Origin of the sequence: Castellaniella daejeonensis, assembly GCF_039523555.1 — a bacterium.
GTDB classification, from domain to species: domain Bacteria; phylum Pseudomonadota; class Gammaproteobacteria; order Burkholderiales; family Burkholderiaceae_B; genus Castellaniella; species Castellaniella daejeonensis.
In genome coordinates this window covers 112,987-131,228 of the sequence record NZ_BAAAFN010000009.1, presented here as the reverse complement: position 1 = coordinate 131,228, position 18,242 = coordinate 112,987, and the positions used below count along the sequence as shown (strand labels likewise).

Here is an 18,242-nt window from a genome sequence, read left to right as displayed (position 1 = left end):
GCTTATAGTCTCGTCAAGGCGTTCTGAAAGCAGGTGAAACTTGGAGAAGTGTTGCGGGACGGTTGCATGTGTTTTGCTACTGTGCGCGCAAGTTCGCGCTTGCGCAATCCAGAACTGAAGTAGCCTCGTTTTTGGAGCTCCCGCTCTAGTGCCTCCCAGGTTCCTCCGGTAATACTATCCGGTCGTCGGTAGGGGGCCTTGCCCGATAAATTGGGCATTTTGGGGTAGGCTGTTTGCACGGCACGCCAATCACCGAAGAACCAAGCCTCCAATTCTTCAATGGCAATGCGGTTGATAACCTGGAAATTGCCGTTTTGATGTGGCGCAGATTTGGTTGTGAACCCTGCTTGTTGAGCAAATCCTTCAAGTTGCTGCTTCAGCATGCGGCAGTCATCATCATCGCGATCAATCAATACTATGATCTTAGCCGTCTCTGGGAGCCATTGTCTGTAGCCACGTAAACGATTCGGCAACTCTCTTAACAAATTGCCCTTGTCGCCGAATTGGATGTATTTCAGATTGATCCCTGGCCGTACGATGCGTGGCAGGAGGATTTTTAGTGCCTCCTCCATTGATGGTTCTTCCAGGAGAATATGAAGTGATTCAACTACCACGCGTTACCTCCGGTGCTCCCTGGTTATGCAGCGGATTACCTATACCGAAGTGGCCTTCCATCCATAAGCGGCCTAGCGAGGCGCCATGGTTCATGAAGGCTTCCACGCCTTCGATCTCGCTAGCAACTTGTGCGCGGGTATAGCCGTCTTTATCACGATAAAGGACACGGACTTCTTTGGGGCGACAAGTATCCAGAAAGAACGGTGAATGTGTGGTTACCAGTAATTGAGTACGCTCTGCCGCAGCACGACACTCCTCCCCCAATTCTGGCAGCAGCATGGGATGCAGAAAATTTTCAGGCTCTTCGATACCGATGAAGCGGGGCGGCTGAGGATCATAGAGGACGGTCAGATATGCCAGCATTTTCAGCGTGCCGTCCGATGCGAAACGTGACATCACGGGTTCTGAAAAGGGAGCATCCTTCACCTGCAGAAGTAGGCGGCCGTCCTGCATGGGAATTGCATCGATTCGCTCCAGGCGGGGGATGCGTGTACGCAGGACTTCCATGATGCGGGTCAATTGGTCAGGGTGGCTTTCATTCAGGTATTGGATGACGTTGGCTAGGTTGTCTCCCGTCTTGGATAGCCGTTCTTTAGGACCTGCTTCGGGCTGATAGCGAGCGTCTTCGACAGACAAGTAGGACACATACCAATCTGTGATGAAATCGCGTAAGGCAGCTACGCGTGGATTGGAAGCAATTTGTCCAAGTGTGTTTACGGCGAGCAAATCCGCTGCGCGTAATGGGACGTCATGTCGGATGTCATCCTGTTCTGGCATGTCGCCACTGATGACGTTTCCTCTACCTTGGCGGTAGTCTAGGAAACGGAATGGTTGCCCATGAGAGCCGCGTTTCCACGCCAGCCATTCCTCGGCGATGTATGGCCCCTTCGGACCTTCGTCGATAGACAGGTGGTAGGTGATAAGTGGGGTACCTTTTTTTTCACGGTACTTGAGTTCAATCACCACAGGGCCATCGGATCCGCGCGTTTTCAACTCTCGGGCGCGGCCACGGCGGTCCCATGCATGTCGCAAGCCATTCTGAAAACATTCAGAGAGAAAATTGAATACATCGAACAAAGTGGACTTACCACTACCATTGGGACCGAGCAGTACTGTCAATGGCGTTAGGTTCTTCAGTTCAATGTCCTTGAGGGCACGAAAGTTGCGCACCTTCAAATATTCGATGCGTGGGGGGGCTGTTATCTTATCCATGGGGGGCTCAGGGGCGGGTGCCGAATAGGTTCATGCTACACGCTTGGCAGATTTGGCCTCGTTGGCCAAATGCCGTGTGTACGTCATTGCCTCTTTGATCAGCGGATGCGTGATGAGTGGAAGTGTATCAAGCCGGTATGTGGATAGGGCGGTAAGCTTGGAGGGGTGCCAATAGAAAAGGGCCTGGAAACCAGGCCCTTTGAGCGTTCGGTGCGGTCGCGGATCAGGCGGTCGTGTGCAGCAGCGTGCCGACCATGCCGCTGGTGGCCAGCTGCGGGGCCGAGGGCACCGAATTGACCAGGCTGAGAATGGTGTTGGCCTGGCCGTCCAGGACCTTGCGCAGCAGCAGATTGTCTTTTTCCTGCATCATGGCCCAGTTTTGCAGGCCGGTGGCGGCTGCCACGGCGCTTTCGACGGAATCGGACATGAAGGCTCCTGTAAGAACGCGGTTGCCGCGTGGTGAAATGGTGGCGCAGCGCAGGCCACACCCTTTCTACGGCCCCCATTGTACTTTCTTTATGCTTGCAGTTTCAGCCCCTGCCCGAGGACCCGGGACCGGATGGGCGGGGCCGAACGCGGTTCAGGACCACTCGTAGTCGATCGTCAGCGGCGCGTGGTCGCTGAATCTCGGTTCGCGGTGGATCGAGGCGGCGCGCGCGCGGGCGGCGATGCCGGGGGTGGCGATGTGGTAGTCGATGCGCCAGCCCACGTTCTTCGCCCAGGCCTGGCCGCGGTTGCTCCACCAGGTGTAGGCCTCGCCGGTGGCGTCCGGGTGCAGGCGGCGGTAGACGTCCACCCACCCGTATTCGTCGAAGACCTTGCTCAGCCAGGCGCGTTCTTCGGGCAGGAAGCCGCTGTTCTTCAGGTTGCCCTTCCAGTTCTTCAGGTCGATTTCCTTGTGGGCGATGTTCCAGTCGCCGCAGATGACGAATTCGCGGCCGGTGTCGCGGTATTCCTGCATCAGTCCCGCCATCCAGGTCTCGAAATGGTCCAGGAAGCGGTATTTGGCCGTCTGGCGCTCGTCGCCGCTGGATCCCGATGGCAGGTAGGCGCTGATGACGGTCAGGCCGGGCCAGTCGGCGCGCAGGATGCGCCCCTCGGCGTCGAATTCCGGGCAATCCATGCCTGCCGTGACGGCGTCGGCCGGTTGGCGCAGGTAGAGTCCCACGCCGCTGTAGCCCTTTTTCTCGGCGTGGTGGAAGTGCCCGGTCAGGCCGTCGGGATGGCGCAGATCGTCGGCCAGGTCGCCGTCGTGGATCTTGATTTCCTGCAGGCAGACGATGTCGGGGCGGGCGTCGGCCAGCCAGTCGGCCAGCCCCTTGCGGAAGGCCGAGCGGATGCCGTTGACGTTCAGGGTGGTGATGCGCAGCACGTGGGTATCCGTTTGGTTGTTGCAAGCCTGAACTTTAACCTACCCGGTCCGCGGGACCGCGTCTCAGTCGAAACGGAAGCTGGACACGGTGAGCCCGCCTGCCGCTTCGGTTTCGTGATGGCAGAGGCTGGCGGGGCCGTCGCCCGAGGCGCCGTTGGCGACGAAGAGCGGCACCAGGTGGTCTTCCATGGGATGGGCGATCCGGGCTGCGGGGGCTTCTTCCCAGTTCCTCAGCCGCTCGTGGCGCGCCGCCGCCGTAGCGGGTGCCAGCGCCTGCCGAAGCCAGGCGTCGAACCGGGCGGATGGCTCGCGTCCGCCCGGGCCGAACAGGCGCAGGTTGTGGTAGCTGAGCCCGCTGCCGATGATCAGGACATCTTCGTCGCGCAGCGGCGCCAGGGCGGCGCCCAGCCGCTGGTGCCAGTCCGGATCGAAGCTGCGCTCGATCGACAGCTGGACCATGGGGATGTCCGCTTCGGGGAACATCACGTGGGCCGGCACGAACGCCCCGTGGTCGAAGCCGCGTTCCGGGTCGAAGTCCACCGGGATGTCGGCGGTGCGCAGGAGTTCCGCCGTGCGCGCGGCCAGGTCGGGCGAGCCGGGGGCGGGGTAGCGGATTTCATAGGTGTGTGCGGGAAAGCCGTAGTAGTCGTACAGCATGCCCGGCCGGGGATGGCTGCCCAGCAGCACGCCCCCCCGGGTGATCCAGTGCGCCGACACCATCAGGATCGCCCGCGGCCGCCGGGGCAGGGCGGCAGGGATCGCCTGCAGCGCGGCGGTCAGGGGGGGCATAGGCATCGAGCACTTCGGGCATCCAGGGCCAGGGGCCGCCGCCATGGGACAGGAAATAGACGGGTTGGCGCATGGGCTGCCTCGTCGGAATGGGATCGTGGAAAAGACATCATAGCCGTGGCCGGACCGGTCCTCCATCGCCGCGCCCAAATATCCGATAATGTGGCCTTTCCCGTACAGAGAATTTTCGCCATGCCCGGTTCCCGCGCCCAAGCCTTCGTCCGTTTCGCCCTGGAACAGGGGGTCCTGAATTTCGGGGACTTCACGATGAAATCCGGTCGCCGCAGCCCGTATTTCTTCAACGCGGGCCTGTTCAACGACGGCGCCAGCGTGGGCCGCCTGGGCCAGTTCTACGCCCAGGCGCTGGCCGATTCCGGGCTGGATTTCGACATGCTGTTCGGCCCCGCCTACAAGGGCATCCCCCTGGCCACCACGGCGGCGATCGCCTTGTCGAACCATCCTTCCCGGGGCAGCCGCTCGGTGCCGTTCGCCTTCAACCGCAAGGAAGCCAAGGACCACGGCGAAGGCGGCATGCTGGTGGGTGCGCCGCTGCAGGGCCGCGTGGTGATCATCGACGACGTGATCACGGCCGGCACTTCGGTGCGTGAATCCGTGGCGATGATCCGCGCCGCCGGCGCCCAGCCCGCCGCCGTGCTGATCGCCCTGGATCGCATGGAACGCGCCGGCGCGGACGATGCGCTGTCCGACGGTTCGGCCGTCCAGGAAGTCGAGCGGGCCTACGGTATCCCCGTGGTCAGCATCGCCTCGCTGGCCGACATCATGGCCCTGCTGGAAGACGACGCCGCCCTGGCCAGGCACCGCGATGCCGTGTCGGCATACCGGGCGCGCTATGGGGTCCAGTAAATCCTCATGAGTGCTTCGGCCGGGCCTCGGCATTCCCGATCGTTGCGTCAGGCCGGCGTGTGCTTCCGACCGGCGTGCTGTTCGAGCCCGCCGGTCGGAAGCACACGCCGGCCGAGAGACAGCGAGAAACCGGCCGAGAGACAGCAGAAAACCCTACGAATCCAGCTTCTGCTTCAGCACCGTATTGACCTGCTGCGGATTCGCCTTGCCCTTGGCCGCCTTCATCACCTGGCCGACCAGCGAATTGAACGCCTTCTGCTTGCCTGCCCGGTATTCCTCGACGATGGCCGGGTTGGCCGCCAGCACTTCGTCGATCATCGCCTCGATCGCGCCCGTGTCGCTGATCTGGCGCAGGCCGCGCGACTCGATGATCGCGTCGGGGTCGCCGTCCGATTCCCCCGCCCACATCGCCGCGAACACGTCGCGTGCGATCTTCGTCGAGATCGTGCCGTCCAGGATGCGGGCGATCAGGGCCGCCAGCTGCTTGGGGGACACCGGCGAGCGGCTGATGTCCAGGTCGTCGCGGTTCAGCGCGGCGGACAATTCACCCAGGATCCAGTTGGCGGCCTGCTTCGCCTGGCCGGCCGGCAGCGCGGCGGCCGCGGCCTCGAAATAGTCGGCCATCGCGCGATGCAGCGTCAGCTGGGCCGCGTCGTAGGCCGAAAGGCCCAGGTCGGCCTCGAAGCGCGCGCGCTTGGCCGCCGGCAGTTCCGGCATTTCCTGGCGCACCCGCTCGATCCATTCCGGCGCCACCACCAGGGGCGGCAGGTCCGGATCGGGGAAGTAGCGGTAGTCGTGCGAGTCTTCCTTGGACCGCATGCTGCGCGTTTCGTCGCGGTCGGCATCGTACAGACGCGTTTCCTGCACCACCTTGCCGCCGTCCTCGATCAGCTCGATCTGGCGGCGGGCTTCGTACTGGATCGCGCGTTCCAGGAAGCGGAAGGAATTCAGGTTCTTGATCTCGCAGCGCGTGCCGAATTCGGTCTGGCCCCGGGGGCGCACCGACACGTTCGCATCCACGCGGAACGAGCCTTCCTGCATGTTGCCGTCGCAGATGCCCAGCCACACCACCAGGCCGTGCAGGGTGCGCGCGTAGGCCACGGCCTCGGCGGCGGAGCGCATTTCGGGTTCGGACACGATCTCGAGCAGCGGCGTGCCGGCGCGGTTCAGGTCGATGCCGCTGGACGATTCGCCGTGCGGTCCCGTGAAGTGCTCGTGCAGCGACTTGCCGGCGTCTTCTTCCAGGTGGGCGCGGGTCAGGTTCACCGTGTGTTCCTGCTCGCCGACGAAGAAACTCAGCTTGCCGCCCACCACGATCGGCAGTTCGAACTGGCTGATCTGGTAGTTCTTCGGCAGGTCGGGGTAGAAATAGTTCTTGCGCGCGAACACCGAGCGTTCGGCCACCCGGGCGCCCACGGCCAGGCCGAACTGGATGGCGCGCTCCACCGCGCCGCGGTTCATGGCCGGCAGCGATCCCGGCAGGGCCATGTCCACGGCATTGGCCTGGGTGTTGGGCTCGGCGCCGAAACGCGTGCTGCTGCGGGAAAAGATTTTCGACCGCGTGGAGAGCTGGGTATGGGTTTCTAGCCCGATGACGATTTCCCAATCCATTATGCGTGTCCCGGAATGCGTTGGTGCCAGTCTGTGGCTTGCTGGTAGCGGTCGGCCAGGGCCAGCAGGCGGCCTTCGTCGAAGTACCGGCCGATGAGCTGCAGCCCGATGGGCATCCGGCCCGATTCGCCGCCGAAGCCGCAGGGGATGGACATGCCGGGCAGGCCCGCCAGGCTGACGCCCAGTGTGTAGATGTCGCCCAGCCAGTCGGCGATCGGGTCCTGGCGGTTGTCGCCGATGCGGCGGGCCACGGCGGGCGTGACCGGCCCCATGATCACGTCGCAATCCTGCGCCAGGACGCGGCGGAAGTCGTCGGCGATCATGCGCCGCACGCGCTGCGCCTGCAGGTAGTAGGCGTCGTAGTAGCCGTGCGACAGGACGTAGGACCCCACCAGGATGCGGCGGCGGACTTCGTCGCCGAAGCCCTCGGAGCGTGACCGGCTGGTCATGTCGAACAGGTCGGTGTATTCGGCCGCGCGGTGGCCGTAGCGCACCCCGTCGTAGCGCGACAGGTTGCTGGAGGCTTCGGCCGGGGCGATCACGTAGTAGGCCGGGATCGACAGGCGTGTGCGCGGCAGGGATACGTCCACGCGCACCGCGCCCAGGGATTCGAAGACCTGCAGGGCGGCTTCGACGGCGGCACCGACGTCGGCGGACAGGCCTTCGTTGAAGAACTCGCGCGGCACGCCGATGCGCAGCCCCGACAGCGGGCGCTCGCCGCCGGCCTGGAAGCCGGCCTGTGCGGCGTCGAACGCGGCCTGGACGCGGCCGGGCGCGTTGGCTGCGCCGTCGCAGGTTTCCAGGCTGGTCGAATCGCGGGGGTCGAAGCCGCTCATGGCATCGAGCAGCGGCACCAGGTCGCGGGCGCTGCGCGCCAGGGGGCCGGCCTGGTCCAGGCTGGAGGCATAGGCAATGATGCCGTAGCGCGAAACCGTGCCGTAGGTGGGCTTGATGCCGCTGACGCCGCACAGGGCGGCGGGCTGGCGCACCGAGCCGCCAGTATCGGTGCCGGTGGCGCCCAGCACCAGGCCGGCGGCCACGGCCGCGGCGGAGCCGCCGGACGATCCGCCCGGGATCCGTTCCGGATCCCAGGGGTTGCGCACCGGGCCGAAGGCGGAATTCTCGTTGCCCGAGCCCATGGCGAATTCGTCGCAGCTGAGCTTGCCCAGCGAGACGGTGCCGGCCTCGCGCCAGCGGTCTACCACGGCGGCGTCGAAGGGGCTGACGTAGCCGGCCAGCATCTTGCTGGCGGCGGTGGTGCGCCAGCCGCGCGTGACGAACAGATCCTTGTGAGCGACCGGGATGCCGGTCAGCGGTCCGGCGGAGCCGGCAGCCAGGGCCTGGTCGGCCGCGCGCGCCTGTTCCAGGGTCAGCGCGTCGTCGATGTGCAGGAAGATGTTGGGGTCCGCGTATTCGCGGGCGGCACGCAGCGCGTCGGCGGCCAGTTCGGCGGCGCTGACGCGCCGGGCGCGCAGTGCTTCGCCCAGCGCCTGGATGCTGTGGAATTCTGAAAGCTGGGTCATGGCATCATTCGATGACGGTGGGCACGAGGAACAGGCCCTGGTGTGCGGCCGGCGCGTTGGCCATGCAGGCGTCGCGCTGCTCGGGCGTCGACGCCGGATCGGGCGTGTCGTCGCACAGGCGCAGGGCGATGTCCTGGTGGGCGGCCAGCGGATGGGCCATGGGTTCGACCCCGGTCGTGTCCACGGCCTGCAGTTCTTCGATCAGGCCCAGGATGCGGTCGAGTTCCTGGCGGGCGCGAGTCTGGTCGTTGGAATCCAGCCGCAGGCCCGAGAGCCGTGCCAGCCGGGAGATATCCTGTTCGGAGAGTGCCATTTCGTCTTGCCGAGGGGCCGCCGGCTTGGGGCGGCCGGATTGAGTGTATGCGGATGTGACCGAAGCGGTGAAAAGCGGGAATTTTGCAAAACATTCCCCTCTGATCCGGGTCTAGCCATAGAGGATTATAAGTTATCATTGCTGATTCCATGCGGTTTGCCCGGCCTGCGCCTTCGTTCTGGCGGTCTTGGTACAGTCGGCACCGGGTCGCTCGCGCGGATCCACCAGACACCCATTTTATTAGTGCGCCCATGTTCGGATTCCTACGCAGCTACTTTTCCAGCGACATGGCGATCGACCTCGGAACGGCGAATACGCTGATCTATGTTCGCAGCAAGGGCATCGTGCTCGATGAACCTTCGGTCGTCGCCATCCGCCATGACGGCGGCCCCAACGGCAAGAAAATCATTCAGGCCGTCGGCCACGAAGCCAAGCAGATGCTCGGCCGCGTCCCCGGCAACATCGAGGCCATCCGGCCCATGAAGGACGGCGTCATCGCCGACTTCACCGTCACCGAGCAGATGCTCAAGCAGTTCATCCGCATGGTGCATCCGCGCAGCATGCTGGCCCCCAGCCCGCGCATCATCGTCTGCGTGCCCTGCGGTTCCACCCAGGTCGAACGCCGCGCCATCCGCGAATCGGCCCTGGGCGCGGGCGCCAGCCAGGTCTACCTGATCGAGGAACCCATGGCCGCCGCGATCGGCGCCGGCCTGGCGGTGTCCGATGCCAGTGGCTCGATGGTGGTGGACATCGGCGGCGGCACCACCGAAGTCGCCGTGATCTCGCTGGGCGGCATGGTCTATAAAGGCTCGGTGCGCGTCGGCGGCGACAAGTTCGACGAAGCCATCATCAATTACATCCGCCGCAACTACGGCATGCTGATCGGCGAACCCACGGCCGAACTCATCAAGAAGGAAATCGGCTCGGCGTTCCCGGGCTCCGAGATCCGCGAGATCGAGGTCAAGGGACGCAATCTCTCCGAAGGCGTACCGCGCAGTTTCACGGTGTCCTCCAACGAAATCCTGGAATCCCTGACCGATCCGCTCAACCAGATCGTTTCGGCGGTGAAGACGGCGCTGGAGCAGACCCCGCCCGAACTGGGCGCCGACATCACCGACAAGGGCATCGCCCTGACCGGCGGCGGCGCGCTGCTGCACGATCTGGACCGCCTGCTCCAGGAAGAAACCGGCCTGCCCGTGGTGGTCGCCGAAGACCCGCTCACCTGCGTGGTGCGCGGCTGCGGCGAGGCGCTCGAACATCTCGAGCGCCTGGGCGGGGTGTTCATCTACGACTGATATCCGGCCGGGCGTTCCTCGTCATGCGTGAACCGGGAACCCTGAGACTCTTCAAGCGTGGTCCCAGCATCGAAGTCCGGCTGGTCATGCTGCTGGTCTTGTGTCTCGGGATGGCCGTGACCGATGCGCACTGGTCCGTGCTGGGCCCGGTGCGCAGCGCCCTGTCCATGGTGCTCTATCCTTTCCAGCGCGTCGTGCTGGCCCCGCGCGACGCGCTGGAATATTTCGACAGCTGGTCGCAGGCGGCCGCGCTGGCGCGCGACGAGCAGGAAGCCCTGCGCCGCCAGCGCATCGAGATGGCGCAGCTGTCCACGCACGCCGCCCAGCTGGCTGCCGAAAACGAGCAGTTGCGCCGCCTGCTGAACGTATCCGAGTCCATCGCCCAGCAGTCGGTGGCGGTCGAAGTCTTCTACGTGCCGTCCAACGCCTTCAGCCACCGCCTGATCTTCAACAAGGGATCGCGCGCCGGCATCGCCCCGGGCATGCCGGTGATCGACGAAGGCGGGGTCGTGGGCCAGATCGTCCGCGTGACGCCCTTCACTTCCGAGGCCGCCCTGCTGATCGACGACCAGGTATCCATTCCCGTGCAGGTGCTGCGCAACGGGCTGCGGCTGATCGCATTCGGCGGCAACGAGGTCGGCAAGCTCGAAGTCCGCTACCTGTCGGCCAATGTCGACGTGCGGCCCGGCGACGTGCTGGTGACCAGCGGCATCGGCGGGCTGTTCCCGGCGGGCCTGTCGGTCGGCCGCGTGGAAAAGGTGGACCGCGATCCGGGCACGGGCTTCGCCATGGCGATCGCCGAGCCGCTGTCGCATCCCGAGCGCTACCGCCATTTCCTGGTCCTGCGCGTGGACGTGGCCGATGTGCCCCGGCCCGAGGAGATCGAGCATGCCCTCGACGAGCAATAGCAACAGGCATCCGGGGGGCTCCTCGCTGATGGACCTGCAGCCGGTCGATGCCGGCGCGTTCCGCCGGGCGGCCTCGGGCTGGCTGGTGTGGGGATCGCTGGTCCTGGTGTGGATGGCGTCGCTGCTGCCCTGGCGGCTCTGGCAGCCGGTGCCCGACGTGCTGCTGCTGCTCCTGCTCTACTGGTGCCTGAATGCGCCGGCCCGGGTGGGGCTGACGACGGCCTTCGTGTTCGGCCTGCTGATGGATGTCCAGGATGCCGGCCTGCTGGGGCTGCATGCCCTGTGCTACGTGCTGGCCGCCTACGGCGTGCTGCGGCTGAGCCATCGCCTGCGGCATTTCAATGCCTGGCTGCAGACTTTCCAGGTCTTTCCGGTGATCGTGGCCGCGTGCATGCTGTCCAGCCTGCTGGGCGCCTGGCTGAACGGCGCCTGGGAAGGCTGGGAATGGCTGTGGTCCGCGTTGTTCACCGGGGCATTGTGGCCCTTGCCCGACATCCTCATGTCCCTGCATCCGCGCCGCCTGGGCGGCGATGGCGCGGGGCCTGTCTAGGGCGGGCATGTTCGAGTTTCGCAAGACCGGCCAGCGCCAGCGCCAGACAGTGCTGCTGCGCGCCTGGGTGGCGGGGTTGTTCGCCCTGGCGTGCCTGCTGTTGCTGGCCGGCCGCCTGTGGTACCTGCAGGTCGTGCGCTACGACAACCTGTCGGCGCGCGCCGAGCAGAACCGCATCACCATCGTGCCCGTGCCCCCCCGGCGCGGACAGATCGTCGACCGCAACGGCGCGGTGCTGGCCCAGAACCTGCGGGACTACACCCTGACGGTGACGCGCGCCCAGATCCGGGGCGACATCGGCGACGTGCTCGACCGGCTGGGCGAGCTGGTCTACCTGAGCGAGGGCGACCGGCGCAAATTCATGCGGCTGTACCAGCAGAGCGGCCGCTACACACCCATCCTGCTGCGCAACAATCTCAACGACATCGAGGCGTCCTGGTTCGCCGTCCATGCCTACCGCTTTCCGGGCGTCAACCTCGAGGCCCGCTGGGTTCGGTCCTATCCCATGCATGAATCGGCCGCGCACGTGCTGGGTTTCGTCGGCAGGATCTCCGAGGAAGACCAGCAGGAGCTCGAGCAGACCGGGCAGCTCGGGAACTACCGCGGCACGATGGTCATCGGCAAGAAAGGCGTCGAGAAGACCTGGGAAAAGGCGCTGCATGGCCGCACGGGGGTCGAGGAACTCGAAGTCACGGCGGGCGGGCGCCCGGTGCGCGAACTGAGCCGCACGGACCCGGTGCCCGGTGCCAATCTGGAGCTGTCCCTGGACATCGGCCTGCAGCACCTGGCCGAGGCCCAGTTCGAAGGTCGGCGCGGCGCACTGGTCGCCATCGAGCCGCATACGGGCGAGATCCTGGCCTTCGTGTCGTCGCCGTCCTTCGACCCGAACCTGTTCGTGGACGGCATCGACGTGGAGAACTGGCGCAAGCTGAACGAATCGCCGGACCATCCGCTGATCAACCGGCCGCTGTATGGCACGTACCCCATCGGTTCGACCTACAAGCCCTTCGTGGGCCTGGCCGCCCTGGAAATGGGCCTGCGCTCGGCCAGGGAACTGATCCCCGATCCGGGCTATTTCGAACTGGCCGGGCAGAAATTCCGCAATGCCGGCGGGGCGGTCTACGGGCCGACGGACATGCACCGGGCCATCGTCGTGTCTTCCGACACGTATTTCTTCTCGCTGGGTGCCCAGATGGACGTGGACGCCCTGCACGATTTCTCCAAGCGGTTCGGCTTCGGCCAGATCACCGGCATCGATCTGGACGGCGAGCGACGTGGCGTGCTGCCTTCACGCGAATGGAAGCGCAAGGCCTACAAGAAGCCCGAGCAGCAGCACTGGTACCAGGGCGAGACCGTGTCCGTCACCGTGGGGCAGGGCTACAACGCCTTCACGCTGCTGCAGCTGGCGCAGGCGACTTCGGTGCTGGCCAACGACGGCGTCTACATGAAACCCCACCTGGTGCGCCGGATCATCGATCCGCTCACCGGCCGGTTCAGCTACCCGGTGGTCGGGCCGCAATACACCATCGATCTCAAGCCCGAAAATCTGCGCGTGATCCGCGAGGCCATGGTGGACGTCGTGCGCAAGGGCACGGCGCGACGCGCCTTCGAGGGCGCGGCCTACCAGGCGGCCGGCAAGACCGGCACGGCTCAGGTCTACAGTCTGCGCGGCGCCAAGTACAAGGCGCACGCGGTGGACGAGCGCCTGCGCGACCATGCGCTGTTCATGGCCTACGCCCCGGTCGAGGATCCGCAGATCGCGGTGGCCCTGATCGTGGAAAATGGCGGCTGGGGTGCGTCGGTGGCCGCGCCGATCGCGCGCACGGTGTTCGATTACTGGCTGGATCCGGCCCGCGTGGCGCAGCGCCGCCAGCGCCTGCAGGCAGAGCAGGAAGCGCGCAATGCCCAGGCCGAAACGCCGCAGGCGGCTTCCCCGGGGCGGCCCGATGCGCAGCCGGCGCCCGACGACGAAGAGACGCCCGAGCCGGCCCCCCTGCCCGACGAGACCTCGGCGCCCGCGGACGGGGCCCAGGAGGAAAACCCATGAAACTCATCGTGCTGGCGGTGCGCCGCATGTTCGCCGTCCTGGACTGGCCGCTGCTGATCCTGCTGGTGATCATGGCCATGGTCGGCATGGCCACCATGCATTCGGCGGTGGGCAATACCGATTGGCGCTTTGCCGACCAGCTGCGCAACTTCCTGCTGGCGGGCACGGCCATGTGGGCCGTCGCGCTGCTGCGGCCCGCCTGGATCATGCGTTCGGCGCCGCTGTTCTACGTGCTCGGGGTGGGGCTGCTGGTGGCGGTCATGCTGTTCGGCGAGACCAGCAAGGGCGCCACCCGCTGGCTGAACCTGGGCATCGCGCGCATCCAGCCCTCGGAAATGATGAAGATCGCCGTGCCGCTGATGCTGGCCTGGTATTTCCAGCGCCAGTCCGCGAACCGCTTCCGCATCATGGATTTCCTGGTGGCCGGCGTGCTGCTGGTGGTGCCGGCGGGGCTCATCATCGATCAGCCCGACCTGGGCACGGCGCTGCTGGTGCTGGCCTCGGGGTTCTGCGTCATCTATTTCGCGGGCCTGTCCTTCAGGCTGCTGATCCCGGCGGTGCTGGCGATCGCGCTGGCGCTGGGGACGCTGGTGACCTACGAGGACCAGATCTGCCAGCCGGACGTGGACTGGGTGGTGCTGCACGATTACCAGAAATACCGCGTCTGCGTGCTGCTCAATCCCGGGGCCGATCCATTGGGCAAGGGCTTCCACACCATACAGTCCATGATCGCCGTGGGCTCGGGCGGCCTGTACGGCAAGGGCTACATGCAGGGCACCCAGACCCACCTGGATTTCATTCCCGAGCGGACCACGGACTTCATCTTCGCCGTGTTCGCCGAGGAATTCGGCCTGTACGGGGGGGTGACGCTGCTGGTCCTGTACGCCCTGATGGTGCTGCGCGGCCTGACCATCACCGCGCGGGCGCCCACCCAGTTCGGGCGCTTGGTGGCCGGCGCCATGTCCATGATGATGTTCGTCTATGTCTTCGTGAACATCGGCATGGTGACCGGTGTGCTTCCGGTGGTGGGGGTGCCGCTGCCCTTCATGAGCTATGGCGGCACGGCGCTGATGACGCTGGGCGTGGCGTGCGGGCTGCTGATGAGCATCGGCGCGCACCAGCCGCGCCCCGAGCCCTGAGCGGTCAGCGCGGCGGCAGTTTGCCCGGGTACAGGCCGGCCAGCAGCCGGGCCACCGGCGCCGGCATGCCGTAGGCGTCCAGCGTGCCGATGGGCACCCAGGCCCGGCCCGGCTCGGCCGGGACCAGCACCGTGCCCGGCAGCTTCAGCAGGCACGGCTGGATGCGCAGGCGAAAATGCGTGAACACATGATCGATCGCCGCCATCGCCTGCGGCGACCCGGCCGTGGCCAGGCCGGCGCAGGCGGCCTGCAGCGCGCCGGTGTCCTCGAATTGCGGCAGCGACCACAGGCCGCCCCAGATGCCCGCATCCGGCCGCCGTTCCAGCAGTACGCGGCCTTTGCATTCCGCGATCAGCATCCAGCAATGGCGCAGCGGCTGCGCACGCCGGGCGCGTGGCGACGGCAGCGCGTCCTGGCGGCCTTCGATCCGTGCGCGGCAGTCCGCTTCCAGCGGGCAGCGCGCGCAATCGGGTCGCGTGCGGGTGCAGACCGTGGCGCCCAGGTCCATCTGGCCCTGGGTGTAGGCTGCCATGTCCAGGGCGGCGGGCGCGGCGTCGATCAGCGCCTGCGCATGCGCCCAGAGCCGTTGCAGCGTGCGCGCCGCCGTGGGATCGCCCTCGACGGCGAAATAGCGCGACAGCACGCGGCGCACGTTGCCATCCAGGATCGGTGCGCGCTCGCCGTAGGCGAAGGCGGCGATGGCGGCGGCGGTCGACGGGCCGATGCCAGGCAGCCGCGCCAGTTCCTCGGCCGTGGCGGGAAAGCGCCCGCCATGCGCGTCGCGCAGGACCTGCGCGCAGCGGTGCAGGTTGCGTGCGCGGGCGTAGTATCCCAGGCCCGCCCAGGCGTGCAGGACGGCGTCCTGCGCCGCATCGGCCAGGTCGACGACGGTGGGGAAAAGATCCAGGAATCGCTCGTAGTAGGGAACGACGGTGGCCGCCTGGGTCTGCTGCAGCATGATTTCCGACAGCCAGATGCGGTAGGGATCCCGTGTCTGCTGCCAGGGCAGGCCGTGGCGGCCGGCCCGGCGCTGCCAGGCGGCAATGCGGGAAGCGGCGTCGTTTGCGGCGGACCGCGCGTGGGCGTCCGGCTGCGAGGCCGCGGCGGTGCGCCGCGCCATCAGAAGCGGGTGCGCCGGGTGACCGACAGCCGCGCGGCGATGGCCCCCAGCAGGGCGACCAGCGCGCCCGAAAGCAGCAGGTCGGGCGCCGCGGGCAGGCGGACGGCCCAGTCCACGCCGTAGCTGCGGGCAAAGCCGCCCAGGATCGCGTTCAGCGGGGTCAGCGCCAGCCAGGCCAGCAGCAGGGCGAGCAGGCTGGCCGCCAGCCCCGTCAGGGCGCCCAGGTACAGGAAGGGACGGCGGACGAAGGACTCGGTGGCGCCCACCAGCCGGGCGACGGCGATTTCCTCGCGCTGGGTCAGGGCCTGCAGGCGCACCGTGTTGAACACGGTCGCCAGCACGACGATGACCACCGCGCCCGCCAGCATGCCCAGGCCCAGCCGCACGAATGTGAGCAGGGATTCCAGTCGCCGCACCCATTCGCTGTCGAGCTGGATTTCCTCGATTTCGGGCCACTGGCGCCAGGCCTGCGCCAGCTCGGCCGCGACGCGCGCCGGCGCGTCGGAATCGCGCAGGGTGACGATGAGGGCGTCGGGCAGGGGGTTTTCAGGCAGGGCATCCAGCGCGCGCGCCCAGGTCGGGTCGGCGCGCAGCTGGGCCATGGCCCGGTCGCGCGGCATCAGGCGGGCCTGGGCGATCCGGTCGCCGGCTTCCTCGCGCACGCGCGCCAGCAGGGCCTGCTGGGCGGCGGGCGGCGTGCCGGCCTTCAGGAACAGGGTCAGTTCCGGTGTGACAGCCAGCTGCCGCGCCAGCGGCTGGCTGGACTGCAGGACCGAGGCCCCCAGGATGGGCACGGCCAGCATCAGGGCGATGACCACGATGTTGGCCAGGGACGAGAAGGGGTGCTGGCGCAGGCGCCTGAACGCCACGCCCAGGGCATAGCCGTGATGTCGCAGCCAGCGGTTCATGCGGTCTCCTTGGCGGGGTCGAGCAGTTCCGGCACACCCGGGATGTCCTCGAACCGCCCGGCATCGATGCGCAGGGTGCGCCGTGCGTAGCGGGCCATGAGCGCGGTGTCGTGCGAGGCGATCAGGGTGGTGACGCCCACCTGGTTGAAGTCGCGGAATACGTCCATGATGCGCATGGCGCTGTCGTGGTCCAGGTTGGCGGTGGGTTCGTCGGCGATCAGGATGGCGGGCCTGCCCACGATGGCCCGGGCAATGGCCAGGCGCTGCTGCTCGCCGCCCGACAGCTCGATGGGCGACAGGTCTTCCTTGCCGCGCAGGCCCACCTTTTCCATGGCGGCGCGGGCGCGGGTGGCGGCCGTGGCGCGGTCCAGCCCCAGCACGGCCAGGGGCAGCATGACGTTGTCGAAGGCATTGCGGTCGAACAGCAGGTGGGCGTCCTGCAGGATCAGGCCGACGGTGCGCCGCAGGTAGGGCAGCATGCGTGCCGAGAGCCGGTCGATGCGATGGCCGTTGACCGTGACCGCGCCCCGGCTGGCGGGCTCCAGCCCGCCGACCAGCTTCAGCAGGGTGGATTTGCCTGCGCCCGAAGGGCCCGAGACGAAGACGAATTCACCGGGCTTGATGCAGAAATTGACGTCGGCGAGTATATTTCGCCCCCGGCCAAAAGATTTGAAGACATGCTGGAATTCGATCATGGGCACCTGGCGAGTCGATCCGGGTCCGGGCCGGCGCGCCGTGGCGCGCCTCGATCGCCACGATGGGAGCAGGGATATCCCGCATGTTTCATGCCTGCGGTGGCAGGCTACGATCTAGGCCAGACGGACCAATTCCACAAGATTGTATTCCGTGTTGTTCAACGCCACTTGCTCAAATCGGGAAAGGATGACTATGAAATTCATGAAACTCGCAGCCGTCAGTGCGGCACTGCTGTTCGCCGGCACGACCGCTCAGGCAGGTGAAACCTACAATGCCGTCAAGGCGCGCGGCTTCGTGCAGTGCGGCGTGAACGCCGGCCTGCCCGGCTTCTCCCAGGCCGACAGCAAGGGCGTCTGGAAGGGCATCGACATCGACATGTGCCGTGCCGTGGCCGCCATGGTCTTCGGCGACGCCAGCAAGTTCAAGGCCACGCCGCTCACCACCCAGCAGCGCTTCACGGCACTGCAGTCCGGCGAAGTCGACGTGCTCACCCGCAACACCACCGCCACCATGACCCGCGACACCACGCTGGGCCTGATGAGCGCCGGGGTCAACTACTACGACAGCCAGGGCGTGCTGGTGAAGAAGAGCCTGGGCGTGAAGAGCGCCACCGAGCTGGGCGGCGCCTCGGTCTGCGTGCTGCAGGGCACCACCACCGAGCTGAACCTGGCCGACTGGTTCCGCGCCCACAACCTCGAATTCAAGCCGGTGGTGATCAACACTTCCGAAGAAGGCTTCCGCACCTTCGAATCCGGCCGCTGCGACGTGGTCACCAGCGACAAGTCCCAGCTGGGCAGCCTGCGCGCATCCTCGGCCACGCCGGATGACTACATCATCCTGCCGGAAGACTTCTCCAAGGAACCCCTGGGCCCCATGGTCCGCCAGGGCGACGACGAGTGGTTCATGGTCGTGCGCTGGGCGCTGAACGCCATGATCGAGTCCGAGGAATACGGCATCACCTCCCAGAACCTGGAAGAAATGCTGAAGAGCCCGAACCCCAACATCCAGCGCATCCTGGGTGTGTCCGGCGACATGGGCAAGGGCCTGGGTCTGGACAAGAAGTGGGCCTACAACATCATCAAGCAGGTCGGCAACTACGGAGAATCGTTCGAGCGCAACATCGGCATGGGCTCCCCGCTCAAGCTGGAGCGTGGCCTGAATGCCCAGTGGACCAAGGGCGGCGTGATGTACGCCTGGCCGATCCGCTGATCCGGCCATAGGCCCTTTCGGCCGCCGGGGTCCTCCCGGCGGCCGGGTTCCGGCGGCGTCAGCCGCCTTCA

The 18,242-nt window shown here is 66.4% G+C and carries 17 protein-coding genes and 1 pseudogene; 7 read left to right on the top strand and 11 right to left on the bottom strand.

What is annotated here, in order from left to right; translation table 11 throughout:
- Positions 1-2 precede the first annotated feature (2 nt).
- The 5 genes and pseudogenes from ABD022_RS06505 to ABD022_RS06485 form a co-directional block, all read right to left on the bottom strand.
- Positions 3-614, bottom strand: a complete 612-nt coding sequence (locus ABD022_RS06505; RefSeq protein WP_343820523.1) for a DUF4276 family protein — start codon at positions 612-614, stop codon at positions 3-5.
- Positions 604-1,827, bottom strand: coding sequence for an AAA family ATPase (locus ABD022_RS06500; protein ID WP_343820521.1), 1,224 nt, complete (start codon positions 1,825-1,827; stop codon positions 604-606). Before ABD022_RS06500 ends, ABD022_RS06505 begins: the two co-directional genes overlap by 11 nt.
- A 223-nt stretch (positions 1,828-2,050) precedes the next feature.
- Positions 2,051-2,254, bottom strand: a complete 204-nt coding sequence (locus ABD022_RS06495; protein ID WP_325126619.1) for a hypothetical protein — start codon at positions 2,252-2,254, stop codon at positions 2,051-2,053.
- Positions 2,255-2,407: 153 nt separating this feature from the next.
- Complete coding sequence (locus ABD022_RS06490; protein ID WP_325126621.1) at positions 2,408-3,199, bottom strand: exodeoxyribonuclease III; 792 nt, start codon at positions 3,197-3,199, stop codon at positions 2,408-2,410.
- 63 nt (positions 3,200-3,262) lie between these two features.
- Positions 3,263-4,061, bottom strand: a pseudogene (locus tag ABD022_RS06485) (DODA-type extradiol aromatic ring-opening family dioxygenase).
- Positions 4,062-4,180: 119 nt separating this feature from the next.
- Here ABD022_RS06485 and pyrE point away from each other — a divergent pair.
- Positions 4,181-4,852, top strand: a complete 672-nt coding sequence (pyrE, locus tag ABD022_RS06480) for an orotate phosphoribosyltransferase (protein WP_343820516.1) — start codon at positions 4,181-4,183, stop codon at positions 4,850-4,852.
- 153 nt (positions 4,853-5,005) lie between these two features.
- Here pyrE and gatB read toward each other — a convergent pair whose 3' ends face one another.
- The 3 genes from gatB to gatC are packed head-to-tail and all read right to left on the bottom strand — an operon-like array spanning position 5,006 to position 8,299.
- Complete coding sequence (gatB, locus tag ABD022_RS06475) at positions 5,006-6,463, bottom strand: Asp-tRNA(Asn)/Glu-tRNA(Gln) amidotransferase subunit GatB (RefSeq protein WP_343820515.1); 1,458 nt, start codon at positions 6,461-6,463, stop codon at positions 5,006-5,008.
- Positions 6,463-7,986 (bottom strand): Asp-tRNA(Asn)/Glu-tRNA(Gln) amidotransferase subunit GatA, encoded by a 1,524-nt coding sequence (gatA, locus tag ABD022_RS06470; RefSeq protein ID WP_343820513.1) that lies wholly within the window; start codon positions 7,984-7,986, stop codon positions 6,463-6,465. Before gatA ends, gatB begins: the two co-directional genes overlap by 1 nt.
- Before the next feature lie 4 nt (positions 7,987-7,990).
- Positions 7,991-8,299, bottom strand: a complete 309-nt coding sequence (gatC, locus tag ABD022_RS06465; RefSeq protein ID WP_325126632.1) for an Asp-tRNA(Asn)/Glu-tRNA(Gln) amidotransferase subunit GatC — start codon at positions 8,297-8,299, stop codon at positions 7,991-7,993.
- Positions 8,300-8,550: 251 nt separating this feature from the next.
- Between gatC and ABD022_RS06460 the strand changes: the two genes are divergently transcribed.
- From ABD022_RS06460 to rodA, 5 genes are read left to right on the top strand one after another with little or no spacing between them, the layout of a single operon-like run.
- On the top strand, positions 8,551-9,594 hold the full coding sequence (locus ABD022_RS06460; RefSeq protein WP_043685149.1) for a rod shape-determining protein: 1,044 nt from the start codon (positions 8,551-8,553) through the stop codon (positions 9,592-9,594).
- A 23-nt stretch (positions 9,595-9,617) separates the two neighbouring features.
- Positions 9,618-10,502, top strand: a complete 885-nt coding sequence (mreC, locus tag ABD022_RS06455) for a rod shape-determining protein MreC (RefSeq protein WP_325126636.1) — start codon at positions 9,618-9,620, stop codon at positions 10,500-10,502.
- Positions 10,483-11,052, top strand: coding sequence for a rod shape-determining protein MreD (gene mreD / locus ABD022_RS06450; protein ID WP_325126638.1), 570 nt, complete (start codon positions 10,483-10,485; stop codon positions 11,050-11,052). The genes mreC and mreD overlap by 20 nt, the downstream gene beginning before the upstream one ends.
- A 7-nt stretch (positions 11,053-11,059) precedes the next feature.
- Positions 11,060-13,099 carry a penicillin-binding protein 2 gene (mrdA, locus tag ABD022_RS06445; RefSeq protein ID WP_325126639.1) on the top strand — a complete coding sequence of 680 codons (2,040 nt, stop codon included), beginning with the start codon at positions 11,060-11,062 and terminating at the stop codon, positions 13,097-13,099.
- The gene (rodA, locus tag ABD022_RS06440; RefSeq protein ID WP_325126641.1) at positions 13,096-14,238 is read left to right on the top strand and encodes a rod shape-determining protein RodA; all 1,143 of its coding nucleotides are present in this window, start codon (positions 13,096-13,098) and stop codon (positions 14,236-14,238) included. Before mrdA ends, rodA begins: the two co-directional genes overlap by 4 nt.
- Positions 14,239-14,242: 4 nt before the next feature.
- Here rodA and mutY read toward each other — a convergent pair whose 3' ends face one another.
- From mutY to ABD022_RS06425, 3 genes are read right to left on the bottom strand one after another with little or no spacing between them, the layout of a single operon-like run.
- Positions 14,243-15,358 (bottom strand): A/G-specific adenine glycosylase, encoded by a 1,116-nt coding sequence (mutY, locus tag ABD022_RS06435; RefSeq protein WP_343820510.1) that lies wholly within the window; start codon positions 15,356-15,358, stop codon positions 14,243-14,245.
- Entirely contained in the window at positions 15,358-16,266 is a 909-nt protein-coding gene (locus ABD022_RS06430; RefSeq protein ID WP_325126646.1) for a cell division protein FtsX, read from the bottom strand. The genes mutY and ABD022_RS06430 overlap by 1 nt, the downstream gene beginning before the upstream one ends.
- Positions 16,263-16,961 carry a cell division ATP-binding protein FtsE gene (locus ABD022_RS06425; RefSeq protein ID WP_325126648.1) on the bottom strand — a complete coding sequence of 233 codons (699 nt, stop codon included), beginning with the start codon at positions 16,959-16,961 and terminating at the stop codon, positions 16,263-16,265. The genes ABD022_RS06430 and ABD022_RS06425 overlap by 4 nt, the downstream gene beginning before the upstream one ends.
- Before the next feature lie 193 nt (positions 16,962-17,154).
- Between ABD022_RS06425 and ABD022_RS06420 the strand changes: the two genes are divergently transcribed.
- The gene (locus tag ABD022_RS06420; protein ID WP_325126650.1) at positions 17,155-18,171 is read left to right on the top strand and encodes an amino acid ABC transporter substrate-binding protein; all 1,017 of its coding nucleotides are present in this window, start codon (positions 17,155-17,157) and stop codon (positions 18,169-18,171) included.
- The last annotated feature ends 71 nt before the right edge of the window (positions 18,172-18,242 follow it).

Excerpts from the sequence above, each read along its gene's own strand:
- rodA (WP_325126641.1), top strand. The coding sequence starts at position 13,096 with ATGAAACTCATCGTGCTGGCGGTGCGCCGCATGTTCGCCGTCCTGGAC.
- mutY (WP_343820510.1), bottom strand. The coding sequence starts at position 15,358 with ATGGCGCGGCGCACCGCCGCGGCCTCGCAGCCGGACGCCCACGCGCGG.
- gatA (WP_343820513.1), bottom strand. The coding sequence starts at position 7,986 with ATGACCCAGCTTTCAGAATTCCACAGCATCCAGGCGCTGGGCGAAGCA.
- ABD022_RS06425 (WP_325126648.1), bottom strand. The coding sequence starts at position 16,961 with ATGATCGAATTCCAGCATGTCTTCAAATCTTTTGGCCGGGGGCGAAAT.
- ABD022_RS06500 (WP_343820521.1), bottom strand. The coding sequence starts at position 1,827 with ATGGATAAGATAACAGCCCCCCCACGCATCGAATATTTGAAGGTGCGC.
- mrdA (WP_325126639.1), top strand. The coding sequence starts at position 11,060 with ATGTTCGAGTTTCGCAAGACCGGCCAGCGCCAGCGCCAGACAGTGCTG.
- mreC (WP_325126636.1), top strand. The coding sequence starts at position 9,618 with ATGCGTGAACCGGGAACCCTGAGACTCTTCAAGCGTGGTCCCAGCATC.
- ABD022_RS06460 (WP_043685149.1), top strand. The coding sequence starts at position 8,551 with ATGTTCGGATTCCTACGCAGCTACTTTTCCAGCGACATGGCGATCGAC.
- ABD022_RS06430 (WP_325126646.1), bottom strand. The coding sequence starts at position 16,266 with ATGAACCGCTGGCTGCGACATCACGGCTATGCCCTGGGCGTGGCGTTC.
- gatB (WP_343820515.1), bottom strand. The coding sequence starts at position 6,463 with ATGGATTGGGAAATCGTCATCGGGCTAGAAACCCATACCCAGCTCTCC.
- gatC (WP_325126632.1), bottom strand. The coding sequence starts at position 8,299 with ATGGCACTCTCCGAACAGGATATCTCCCGGCTGGCACGGCTCTCGGGC.
- pyrE (WP_343820516.1), top strand. The coding sequence starts at position 4,181 with ATGCCCGGTTCCCGCGCCCAAGCCTTCGTCCGTTTCGCCCTGGAACAG.
- ABD022_RS06420 (WP_325126650.1), top strand. The coding sequence starts at position 17,155 with ATGAAATTCATGAAACTCGCAGCCGTCAGTGCGGCACTGCTGTTCGCC.
- mreD (WP_325126638.1), top strand. The coding sequence starts at position 10,483 with ATGCCCTCGACGAGCAATAGCAACAGGCATCCGGGGGGCTCCTCGCTG.
- ABD022_RS06495 (WP_325126619.1), bottom strand. The coding sequence starts at position 2,254 with ATGTCCGATTCCGTCGAAAGCGCCGTGGCAGCCGCCACCGGCCTGCAA.